This window comes from Synechococcus sp. H60.2, from assembly GCF_047462315.1.
GTDB lineage: Bacteria > Cyanobacteriota > Cyanobacteriia > Thermostichales > Thermostichaceae > Thermostichus.
The window spans coordinates 1-10940 of sequence record NZ_JANSIZ010000076.1 but is presented as its reverse complement, the minus strand read 5'-3'; the positions used below and the strand labels follow the sequence as shown (position 1 = coordinate 10940).

Sequence of the window (10940 nt, the reverse complement as noted above, 5' to 3'; positions counted from 1 at the left end):
GGGCAGAAGAAGAGACAAAAATCTCGCCGTAAAGCGGATGGGGAAACCCCACCCGCCTGCGCGGTGGGGTAGTTCATCGCAGTCCGTTGCTGAACCCGTAACGGTGTTGTCAAGACGCCTCTAGCCAATTCCTTGAAGCAAATCCCCAAAGTTCTGCTGACTTTTCTGTTCGCGTCAGCGGGACGGACTCCTTGCAGGTTGGCTGAGAGATTAATCTCCCCCGAACGCTTGCCACCAGTCGGGTTTTTCACCGTTTTAGAGGCTCACCTTGGTGACAACTATACGATTGATGAGCAACTAAAATTTCTGACGGACTTTTCCGCCCCGCCCTACTCGCGTCAGCGGCGCGGAGCGCTGAGTACGGGGCCACCAAGCTATCCCTCTGTGTTGGTCTATCGCTCCGCCCACGAGCCAAAGCGCCTGCTGAAGTCCGCAGATACCCTCGATCGGGAAGAGGTGATCCCTGGCTTCCAGTTGCCACTTGCCGCTCTCTTCCAGAAGCTGCCTTTCTAGCCTGCAACCGGCTCCCCCTTAGATCGGCCAAGGCCAAAACTTTAAGAGGTGGCGCACAGCCACCCCACCGGGAAAAGGACTCTCCCATCCAATTCAAACAAGCGCCGGCACCCGTGCTTCAGACAAAGCTTCCGTGAGGGCTCGCACCTGGGCCACCATGGCCACTTCATCCTGAAGGCGACTGACAGCTTTGCCCACCCCCACTCCTGAAGCGCCGGCAGCGATGGCTAGGGGCACCGTCACCGTTGAGAGGCCAGAGGCGCAGATGACCGGCAGCGAGACCACCCGGCTGATCTCATAGGCGGCAGCCAGGGTGGGGGCAGCCTTCTCAATCAGGCCTAGGGATCCGCCGTGACGGGGCTCAGCGCTGGTGCCGCCCTCGGTTTGGATGAGATCGGCCCCCAGATCTTCCAGTTTCTCGGCCAATTCCGCCTGCTGATCCAAAGGCAGCGTGTGGGGAACGGTTACCGACAAAAGCGTGCGCGGCAGCAGGGAGCGGGTTTGGCGGGTGAGCTCTAGAACTTCCGCAGCGGAGAAGATGCGGCCCGAAGGGTAGAAGCTGTCGTAATTGCCGATTTCGGCCATGTCGGCCCCCGCCTGCACAGCGGCAGCCAATTGCTGCGGCTCCACCGCCGACACACAGATGGGCAGATCAATTTGCGCTCGCACCTGCTGCACCAATTCGGGACTGGCGGCGATGTCCACCCAAGTGGCTCCTCCCTCCTGGGCGGCACGGGTGACTTTCAGCACCGACTGCAGGTCGAAGTTTTGCAGGCCGCTGATGATCTTGAGGGCACGGCGCCGGGCAAGGGCGTCGAAAAGGGCAGCTTGAGAGGCTGTGGTCATAGGCTCGTTAGCTTGTTGAAACGGGATACAAGAGGAGTGAAAGCAAATCGGCTGGGGCAACCTTTGCTCAGTCTAGAGGGTTTGCTGCCATCCTACAAGGGATCCGCCCTTGGCCGGTTACCCCAATCTTTGCGGGCTATCCCAAGATCTTTCAATACAATAGGGATCCCCTCTTCTGCTCTTGCCATGTACCGCTCTCCTTTCCCCTTCTTGGGCCTGGCTGAGCCGGATCCGGAGCTGGCCCAAGCCATTCTGTTGCCTATCCCCTACGAGGCCACCACCTCCTACGGCAAAGGCACGGCCAAAGGCCCTCAGGCGCTGTTGCAGGCTTCTGCCTATGTAGAGATCTACGACGAGGTGAGAGACTGCCAGCCGGCCCTCCACCCCGACTTTGCCGCAGAGACCTCCCGCTACTGGACGGCGCCGCCAGTGGAGTTCGAGGGGCTGGACGCCCACGAGTTGGCCATGGCCGCAATTCAGCGCCGCGCTGCCGAGTGGGTAAGGCCAGGGCGGTTCCTGCTCTCCATTGGCGGGGAGCACTCCATCACTGGCCCCTTGATTGCCGCCCACCTGCCCCACTACCCAGAACTGCACGTGCTGCAGATCGATGCCCACTGCGACCTGAGAGACAGCTACGAGGGATCCCGCTACTCCCACGCTTCCGCCATGGCCCGTGTGGTGGAGCAAGTGGGCGGCCGCCTCACCCAAGTGGGGATCCGCTCCCTCTGCGCCGAAGACCGCCAGGCCATTCGCAAGCACCGCTTGCACACCTTCTTTGCCCACAGCCTGCACGGCAAGCCAGCCCAGGAGTGGATCCCCGAGGTGATCGCCACGCTGGGATCCCAGGTTTACCTGACGGTGGATGTGGACGGGTTGGATCCTGCGGTCGTGCCGGCCACGGGCACCCCTGAACCCGGCGGCTTGGGCTGGTGGGAGACCGTAGAGCTGATCCGGGCCCTGGGGCAGCAGCGGCAAATCGTCGGCGCCGATGTGGTGGAGCTGGCGGTCACCGGGGAACGGGAAACCGATCGCCGCAGCGCCTTCACCGCCGCCAAGCTGGCCTATCAGATCCTGGCAGCGGCCTTGGGCTAGGCTCCAGAAGAACTGGGCTATGGCTGGGTTCCCCCTGTTTCCACCTGGCCGCTGGAGCACCGGCTCCAATCTCGAAGTATCCAGACAAAACGAGGACTGGACTCTCTCTGTCGAGATCTTCTGCTAGCTTCCTAGGTGGCCCTAGCCATGTCTCCGCCTTCTTCCAGCTCCCTTGAAGCGTCGCCGCCCCCCGTTGACGAAGAGCTCATTCACAGCCGCATTCAGGCCATCCGCGCCCGGATCCCAGGCCATGTGGAGATCATGGCGGTGAGCAAAGGCTACAGCGTCAACCACATCCGCGCCGCCTATCGAGCCGGGATCCGCCACTTTGGCGAAAGCCGAGTGCAAGAGGCAGCCGCCAAGCAGGCGCAACTGCAGGATCTGACCGATATTGTCTGGCACTTGATCGGGCATTTGCAGACCAATAAGGTAAAGCCGGCCCTCAGACAATTTGCCTGGATTGACAGCGTTGATAGCCTGCGCCTGGCCAAGCTGATCAACCAAAAAGCCTGGGAGCTGCACCTTACCCCCAAGCTCTGCTTGCAGGTGAAATTGGCCCCGGATCCCAATAAATTCGGCTGGCTCATCCCCGATCTGCTGCAAAGCCTGCCGCAACTGAACCAACTGCTACAGGTGCAAATTGTGGGCCTGATGACCATTTTGCCTTTGGGCTTGAGCTCAGAGGCAGCTCTAGAGCTGTTTCGCAAGCTGGCCGAGTTGGCCGATCACATCCAGCGCAGCGGCTACGAGCATCTGCAGTTGCACACCCTCTCCATGGGCATGTCCGACGATTACCCCCTGGCGGTAGCCGCAGGCTCCAACCTGATTCGGCTGGGGCGCGCTTTGTTCGCCGATGCCGAGCGGAAATAGCATAGATGGAGCCTCCATGAAGCCGCTGAATTGTGATTAAATTTTGTGTAAAGCCGCGCAACTCCGGAGTTGCCCTGCAGGGCACGCTCTGGGTTGGAGTTCGGCCTGAATCGGGCAAAAACAGGGCAATCCCGCCCAAAATTTACCCTGTCGGGGAAATTTTAGGGAAACTTGTAATCATTTGCGTCACTCCCGTTAACACGTGTTCAAGCTGGACAAGGAGCGCAGTAGACTCTGGCCAAAGCAGTGGCTGGACAAGTGGGATGACATCTTCACTTCTTCTGGGTAAACTCGACTCGTCGAACCCATGGGTTTTGTTAACCTGCCTCGGCAGCTTCTTGAGCAAACCCTGTCTCGACCTTCTGAAAGACTTTAACTAAAAAAATAAAGGTTGGAGATGCCCTTTGGCTTGACTGGGCCACTCAAGATCCAATCAAGAGGCTGAATCCTGCGCTTGCCGCAAACCATGACCTGTAGTGAGGATTTGGACGATGAATGTCAATGGAATTTGGAGCAGGGTAAGAGATTTTGTGGGCCTGAATGATCCCGTGGACGGCCTGGAAGAGTACCCTGAGATGGAAGAGCAGGATGATTACAAAGTGCTCTACGAGGGACGCCGTTCCCAACCGGCTCCTGAAGAGCAGGAAGCCAGTGCCCTTCCACGCGGACGCCGACAACGGGGAGCGGAAGCCGGGGAAGGGTCTGCCGGTCGAGAAGAGTCGCGGGGCCATCGGCGCAGTCAACCTCGGGATCGCTTAGCAGGGGGCAGTATGGGGAGCAACGTAATTGGATTACCGGGCGTCAACCCACCCACCAGCGAAGTGGTGGTGCTGGAGCCGCGCAGCTTTGACGAGATGGCTCAAGTCATCCAGTACCTGCGGGAGCGCAAGACGGTGATCATGAACTTGACCCTGATGGATCCCGCCGAAGCACAGCGCTCGGTGGATTTTGTTGCCGGTGGCACCTACGCCATCGATGGCCACCAGGAGCGCATTGGCGAAAACATTTTTTTGTTCACCCCCAGCACGGTGACGGTCTCCACCCCCAGTAGCCAAGGGGTGCAGCCGCTGCAGCGTCCCTTGCACAGCCCTGCCCCTCTCTGGCCCAGCAGCTATGAACATTTGCAGGCGGTGGGCCAGCACTAGCCAGTATGGAGCGACCACTGCTGAGTGTGATCGGGGGGGGAGCCATGGGATCCGCCCTGCTGCGGCGTTGGGTGACTGCGGGGCTTTATCCTGCAGCTCAGGTGGCTTTGCGGGAGCCCGACCCGGACAAGGCCAAGACCCTACAGCAGGAGCTGGGCATTCGGCTGTTGGCGGATCTATCTCAGGCGGGAGAGTCTGAGATTGTATTTTTGGCCGTCAAGCCCCAGGTTTTCCCGCAGGTGGTGGCTGAGATGGGCCAGCCGTCCGCCGCGCAGTTGGTGATCTCGATTATGGCCGGGATCCCTTTGCAGCAGTTGCAGCAGGCTTTTCCCCAGCAGAGGGTGGTGCGCACCATGCCCAACACACCGGCGCTGGTGGGAGCAGGGATCACGGCTATCTGCTACGGGCCAGGAGTGACGCCTGATCAGAAGGAGCAGGTGGAAAGGTTGTTTCGGGCTGTAGGCCAGGTGGTGACGGTGGCCGAAAGCCAAATGGATGCGGTGACGGCCCTGTCGGGATCGGGGCCGGGGTATTTGGCGGTGATCCTGGAAGCGCTGATCGACGGGGGGGTGGGGGTGGGTCTGCCGCGTCCCCTCGCCACCCAACTGGCGATGCAGACCTTGGCGGGCACGGCTGCCCTTTTACAGCACGAGAAGCTCCACCCCGCCCTTCTCAAGGATCAAGTGACCAGCCCAGGGGGAACGACCATCGCCGGGATCCAAGTCCTGGAAGAGGGGGGAGTACGGGGGGCCTTGATGCAGGCGGTGCGGGCAGCCTACGAGCGCTCCCGCCAGCTACAGGGCTCCTAGGGCCTGCCACAGCGGGCGGGTGATCCAGTTCCATCCCACCTTGAGCTGGTGCTCCAGGGTAGGTAGACGCACCAGGTAGATGGCTCGTCGGGCCAAATAGCCCAGGGGGCCGCTCAGGGTGAGGCCGCCGAGGGTAGAAAGCGCCGCCGTATCCGTCCCCAAGCTGAGCATTTCCCCCAGAGAAAAGTAGCGGAACGGCAGCAGGGGCCGCTCCTGCGTGAGCAAGGCCCACAGGTTCCAAGCGCAATAGCCGGCCTGTTGAAAAGCTGCTTGGGCGGTGGCGGGCACCGGCTGGCCTTCGGCATCCACCACCGCCGCTACGTCTCCCAGGGCAAACACTTCTGGAAAGGGGGGAGTTTGCAGGGTGGGCAAAACCTGCAGCCGTCCCCGCTCACTTTTGGGCAGATCCAAGTTGGCGATCACCGCTGCCGGTCGGGTTCCGACGGTCCACAGCACCGCATCCACAAGATCCGTAGCCGTCTCCTGGGCCTCCAGCCGCTGCAATTGTAGGCGGAAGGGGGGGGCGCTGTTCTCACCCAGGGCCTCGATGCCCAAAACCTTGGTTTGCAACTCCACCTGCACCCGCCGTTGGGCCAACGCCACTTGGGCCGCCTCCCGGCTGGAAGGAGCAAAGCCCGACAAAATCCGGGATCCCCCCTCAATAAGACGGATCCGTCCCCGCGATCCCAGCCGGTCTGCCAATTTGCAGGCCAGTTCCACGCCGCTTGCCCCCGCCCCGGCAATGGCCAGAGTTATCGGCTGAGCCGGATCCCGCGCCTCCAGAGTTTTCAGGTGGGCCCGCAGCCGTTGGGCATCTGCCAGGGTGCGGAAGGGAAAGGCAAACTCCGCTGCTCCCGGCACGCTCTCCAGAGGGGTTTCCCCTCCCAGCGCCAGCACCAAGGTGTCGTACTCCAGGCTTTGCCCCTCTCTCAGCAGGACGCGGCGGGCTTTCAGGTCGATGGACTGCACAGAGCCCTGGCAAAACTGCACCGACTCTGGCGGCAGCAGATCCTGGAAGCGGGGAGCCACCTCCCAGTCTTCCAGCTCGCCCGTGAGCAGCTCGTAGAGCAACGGGGCAAAGACAAAGCGCTCCTGCCGATCCACCAGCGTAATCTGTGGCGGCTCCGGCCAAGGTCGGCGGACGAGCTCCAGGGCTGTGTACAACCCGCCAAAGCCACCCCCAAGAATGCAAATACGACTCATGCTGCGAGGGTTGAAGGTAACATCAGCTTAACAAACCATCCAGCTTCCTACCCTGGGGCTCTGCCTTGCGCAGGGGAACAGCCGCTTGCGGCGGAGAGGCCGTCGCCGCATTGACTCTGCAGGGTAGGGTGCCATCCAAAAAGCCGAGGATCCCCCAAACCAGGCTGACGGTAGACACCCAGAAGAGCCACAGCCCTCCTGCCCAAGGGGGCGGCAGATCCAGAGCCATCCCCCCGATTAGCGGCCCGATAGCAAAGCCTACTGCCCAGCAGAGGGAGTTGATCGACAGATAGACCCCCCGCAGATGATCCGGGGCCAAATCTGCCACCAGCGCCGAAGCGGAGGGATTGTAGCTCACCAAGGCCAACGAGAGCACCGCCAAGGCCAAAGCCGCCATCCCCATAGCTGGCATCGCTCCCAACTGCGCTGCCAAGCTGCTGAGCCAAATCAATCCAAATCCCAGCCCCCACATCAGTGCAGATCCCTGGAGGGCACGGACGCGCGTCCAGCGATTGAGCCAACGAGCTGCCGGCAGCTGCAGCAGGGCAATGAGGGCGCCGTGCAGGGCAAACAACGTGCCAATCTGTACCTCAGGGATCCCAGCCCCCTTGCGCAAGTAAAGGGGCAAGCTGCTGCTGAGCTGGGCAATGTAGGTGGTGAAGAAAATGTTGGCCAGGGCAAACACCACCAGGGAGCGATCCCTCAGGGCAGTTTTCCAGCCGGCCCACAGGGGCTCTGCCGCCGACTGAGCTACCCGAGTTTCCCGAATGCAAAACCAGAGCAGCGCTAGAAAAATCAAGTAGGTGAGGCCGTCGATAACAAACAAGAGGCGGTAGTTCTTTGTCAGGGCTACCAGAGCGCTGGCCATGGCCACGCCGAGGCTGAGGCCCAAGTTATCCCCCAGGCGGTTGAGGGCATAGGCTTCGTTGCGCTGCTCGCGCGTGGTTAGGTCGGCTACAATTGCCTCCACTGGTGGCCAGTACAAACCTTGACCCATCCCCGCTACCAGACTGGCCAGGGCAAAACTGTAGAAACCCTGGGAGAGGGCAAACCCAAACGAGCCAGCAGCAGAAATGGCCAGCGAGAGGATCAAAGTGGAGCGGCGCCCCCAAGCGCCGTCAGCCATTGAGCCGCCGAGAATGCGGCCAAGCACGCCACTTAGAGCCATGAGGCCCAGTCCCAGCCCCACTTGAGTGGCCCTTAGCCCCACCTGGTCAACAAAAAAGAGGGGGGTGTAGAAGAGGGCAAAGCCGGTTCCGGTTTGGGAAAGCAGCCGACCGACGAAGATTAGCCAGACCTGAAAACTGAGCTGTGGCCACCAGGAAGGGATCCGCATAGGAGATGCAACGGGAGACAAGTTACCTAGCCTACGGGATCCCGCTTGTTGGCGCCAGATCCAGCTCAGCAGGCAGAACACTCGGCGGGAGCCAGCGGCTCCTCCTCCAGGGATCCAGCGGAAACCGCAATTAACTCCCCCAAATTGAGGTATTCGCTCAACAGCCGCGCCAGCCGGTACACTCGGTAGTCGAGCTGGATCAAGTTATTCTCCCTCACCTCACATCACCCCTGCATGCACCTCTTCAACGGTCTTGCAGCCCGTTCTTGAGCCAGCTGTAGACCGCCTGTCGCCTTCCTCAGTTAGGAAGTGCCAACGGCAAAGGGATCAAGCCGCGAGGCTGCTGGATCCAACTATAACAAAATTTGACAAAGCTTTAAACAACCCTTAATAGAGAAAGCGCCGCTGTCCCTGCCCCCAGCTCCTCCCTGGGGCCGCTAGGTTAGACTGCTGCTAGCTGACGGCCACTGGCGACTTGGCCGCCCCAGTGCGCCCTTCCTCTTCTTCCTCTGAAGGAACAGCCACAAACTCGATGTGGTTGAGCAGCGTCGTCACAAAGGCAAAGAGCAGAAAAGGCAGGGAGATGACCAAGATCAGCGCGATGGTGAGAAAGGCGTAGAGGGGGCTGTTCATCAAAGAGAGGGCGGCGCCCAGGCCGGCAAAAATCACGATTAGCCAAACGATGATCTGGCCGTAGATATCCCCAAAGGAGAGGGTGCAGGTAAAGCGGTAGCGGGTGTGGGTGTTCATGGCAATTCCTCAGGATAGCCTGCTTGGCTTGATCCTGACCAGGAACCAAGCCTTAGCCTCATGGGTGGATGAGTACCTTGAGATTTTAGACGAGAGAAGGGGAAATGCCTCTCTTTCCTAAGAAATGTCTCAAGGATCGGTTGAGCAAGCCGGATCCCCCGTCTCTCCGCAGACAGGATGCTATTGTCGAGATCACAGACTCTTTCGGGTAGGCAGCAGCCATGTGCATTTGTATTCACTGCTACTATGTGGATCGCTGCACCACCTATCACGCCGTGGAAGCGCAGCACCAACAGCCCCACCTCACCCTGACGCCGGATTTTGAGCCGCAAGGACCCCAGATCAACGTCAATATCCGCAACGGGGGCACCGAGATGGAGTGGGATGTGGTGGCCTGCCAGAGTTTTCGCGAGGAGCGGAACAAGTGGGCAAGGCTCCGCCCCCACGCGGTCGTTCCCACTTAAAACTAGAGTAATCTAGAGATGGCCTAGATTGCCGAGAAGGGTTCTCCGCGCCTGCAAGGCCTGAGGCGGGGGTCTGCCCTTAGTAGAGGAGTTGTTTTGTCCATTTCGAGAGACGGGAAGACGATGATGCTGACCGCAAGCCCGACAGCACCGCTGCTGGATGCTCGTCAACGAGTAAGCCAGTTTATGCGGCATCTCCAGGATGAGATCTGTGCTCGACTAGAGGCACTGGACGGCAAAGCCAAGTTTCGCGAGGACAGTTGGGAGCGTCCTGGCGGTGGCGGCGGTCGCTCGCGGGTCATTCAGCAGGGAGGGGTGTTCGAGCAAGGAGGGGTCAATTTTTCCGAGGTGTTCGGATCCCAGCTGCCCCCCTCGATCCTCAAGCAGCGTCCGGAGACAGCAGGTCATTCCTTCTACGCCACCGGCACCTCTATGGTGTTGCACCCCCGCAACCCTTATGTGCCAACAGTTCACCTCAACTACCGCTATTTTGAAGCAGGGCCGGTTTGGTGGTTTGGCGGCGGCATGGATCTCACCCCCTACTACCTGTTTGAGGAGGATGCAACCCATTTTCACCGCACCATCAAGGCGGCTTGCGACCGGCTGGATCCGGCCTACTACCCGGCTTTTAAGATCTGGTGCGACCGCTACTTCTTCTTGCCCCATCGGGGCGAGGCCCGCGGCGTTGGTGGCATTTTCTTTGATTATCAAGACGACCGGCCCGGGCTGCTCTACCGTCCTGAGGGGGAGGCAGAAGCGGATCCTGACCAGCTTGCCTCTGAGCCGCCGCCACTCCAGGCGCGGGTGGGATCCCGCAGTTGGGAACATCTTTTTGAGCTGGTGCAAGCCTGTGCCGAGGCGTTCTTGCCGGCCTATGTGCCGATTGTAGAGCGGCGGCAGGGGATGGAATGGGGGGAGCGGGAGCGACAGTTCCAGCTCTACCGGCGCGGGCGCTATGTGGAGTTCAACCTGGTCTACGACCGGGGCACGATCTTTGGGCTGCAGACCCAAGGCCGCACTGAGTCGATCCTGATGTCATTGCCGCCATTGGTGCGCTGGGAATACGGCTACGAGCCGCCGCCCGATAGCTGGGAAGCCCAGCTCTACGAAGTGCTGCGCCAGCCCCGGGAGTGGGTCTAGGCCAGCAATAGGCGTCCCTCTTCCTGAGGAGTGCAGTGTCTTCTTCTCTGCCCCTTGCCTACCGCTTGCAACCCCCCCGCCAAGGTAGGCCTGGAAAGGTGCCGGTGTTGGTGATGCTGCACGGGATCGGCAGCCACGAGGGGGATCTCCTCCAATTGGCTCCTTACTTGGATCCCCGCCTAGCGGTAATTAGCCTAAGGGCACCGCTTCCCTGGGGGGCGGGCGGCTTTGCCTGGTTTGAAATGGCTTGGACGCCGGAAGGGCTGGTGGGGGATCCGGAGCAAGCCCGCCGCAGCCGGGAGCTTTTAAGCCACTTTCTGGATCAGGGGATCCCGAGCCTGGCTTTGGATCCGGCGCAGGTGTATTTGCTGGGGTTTAGCCAGGGGGCAATTATGAGCTTGTATCTGGCTCTCACCCAGCCTGAAAAGCTGGCCGGGGTGGTGGCAATTAGCGGTCGCCTTTCGCCAGAGATCCTAGCTGAGGCGGTAGAACCCGCCCGGCTGCAGCACCTCAGTATCCTGGTGGTTCACGGCACCGCCGATGCCGTCTTGCCGGTGGCTTTTGGCCGCCAGATCCGCGACTACTTTGCCTCTTTGCCCCTAAGCTTTACCTACCGCGAGTACGCAATGGGCCACGAGGTTTCCCCAGAAAGTTTGCGGGATATCCAAGGGTGGTTGCAAAGTCAGTTGGACAAAAAATGAACTACCCCACCGCGTAGGCGGGTGGGGTTTCCTCACCCGCTTGACAGCAGAGCTTTTGTCTCTTCTTCTGC

12 protein-coding genes are annotated in these 10940 nt (G+C 60.6%); 7 read left to right on the top strand and 5 right to left on the bottom strand.

Translation table 11 applies throughout. The features are described from left to right. Window positions 1–606: 606 nt before the first annotated feature. The gene (locus NW845_RS10935) at window positions 607–1359 is read right to left on the bottom strand and encodes a DUF561 domain-containing protein (protein WP_414378523.1); all 753 of its coding nucleotides are present in this window, start codon (window positions 1357–1359) and stop codon (window positions 607–609) included. A gap of 186 nt (window positions 1360–1545) precedes the next feature. Between NW845_RS10935 and speB the strand changes: the two genes are divergently transcribed. From speB to proC, 4 genes are all read left to right on the top strand, one after another. Then, window positions 1546–2451, top strand: a complete 906-nt coding sequence (speB, locus tag NW845_RS10930) for an agmatinase (RefSeq protein WP_414378521.1) — start codon at window positions 1546–1548, stop codon at window positions 2449–2451. Window positions 2452–2598: 147 nt separating this feature from the next. Next, window positions 2599–3321 carry a YggS family pyridoxal phosphate-dependent enzyme gene (locus NW845_RS10925; RefSeq protein WP_414333442.1) on the top strand — a complete coding sequence of 241 codons (723 nt, stop codon included), beginning with the start codon at window positions 2599–2601 and terminating at the stop codon, window positions 3319–3321. Between the two features lie 575 nt (window positions 3322–3896). Continuing rightward, window positions 3897–4466, top strand: a complete 570-nt coding sequence (locus tag NW845_RS10920) for a cell division protein SepF (protein ID WP_414378524.1) — start codon at window positions 3897–3899, stop codon at window positions 4464–4466. A gap of 5 nt (window positions 4467–4471) precedes the next feature. Then, window positions 4472–5275 (top strand): pyrroline-5-carboxylate reductase, encoded by an 804-nt coding sequence (gene proC, locus NW845_RS10915; RefSeq protein WP_414366150.1) that lies wholly within the window; start codon window positions 4472–4474, stop codon window positions 5273–5275. Here proC and NW845_RS10910 read toward each other — a convergent pair. From NW845_RS10910 to NW845_RS10895, 4 genes are all read right to left on the bottom strand, one after another. After that, window positions 5261–6478 carry an NAD(P)/FAD-dependent oxidoreductase gene (locus NW845_RS10910; RefSeq protein ID WP_414366148.1) on the bottom strand — a complete coding sequence of 406 codons (1218 nt, stop codon included), beginning with the start codon at window positions 6476–6478 and terminating at the stop codon, window positions 5261–5263. The genes proC and NW845_RS10910 overlap by 15 nt on opposite strands. Window positions 6479–6500: 22 nt before the next feature. Further along, the gene (locus NW845_RS10905) at window positions 6501–7814 is read right to left on the bottom strand and encodes an MDR family MFS transporter (protein ID WP_414366146.1); all 1314 of its coding nucleotides are present in this window, start codon (window positions 7812–7814) and stop codon (window positions 6501–6503) included. A 65-nt stretch (window positions 7815–7879) separates the two neighbouring features. Then, a complete protein-coding gene (locus NW845_RS10900; protein WP_414366145.1) occupies window positions 7880–8032 on the bottom strand; it encodes a hypothetical protein in 153 nt (50 codons plus the stop codon). Window positions 8033–8267: 235 nt separating this feature from the next. After that, entirely contained in the window at window positions 8268–8564 is a 297-nt protein-coding gene (locus NW845_RS10895; protein WP_414366143.1) for a hypothetical protein, read from the bottom strand. Window positions 8565–8785: 221 nt separating this feature from the next. On the opposite strand from NW845_RS10895, the gene NW845_RS10890 reads away from it, so the two are divergent. From NW845_RS10890 to NW845_RS10880, 3 genes are all read left to right on the top strand, one after another. Further along, on the top strand, window positions 8786–9028 hold the full coding sequence (locus tag NW845_RS10890; RefSeq protein ID WP_414362132.1) for a Ycf34 family protein: 243 nt from the start codon (window positions 8786–8788) through the stop codon (window positions 9026–9028). A gap of 126 nt (window positions 9029–9154) precedes the next feature. Beyond that, window positions 9155–10168: an oxygen-dependent coproporphyrinogen oxidase gene (gene hemF / locus NW845_RS10885; RefSeq protein WP_414366155.1), complete on the top strand. Its 1014-nt coding sequence runs from the start codon at window positions 9155–9157 to the stop codon at window positions 10166–10168. Window positions 10169–10203: 35 nt separating this feature from the next. Beyond that, window positions 10204–10869: an alpha/beta hydrolase gene (locus tag NW845_RS10880; protein WP_414378520.1), complete on the top strand. Its 666-nt coding sequence runs from the start codon at window positions 10204–10206 to the stop codon at window positions 10867–10869. Window positions 10870–10940: the final 71 nt, after the last annotated feature.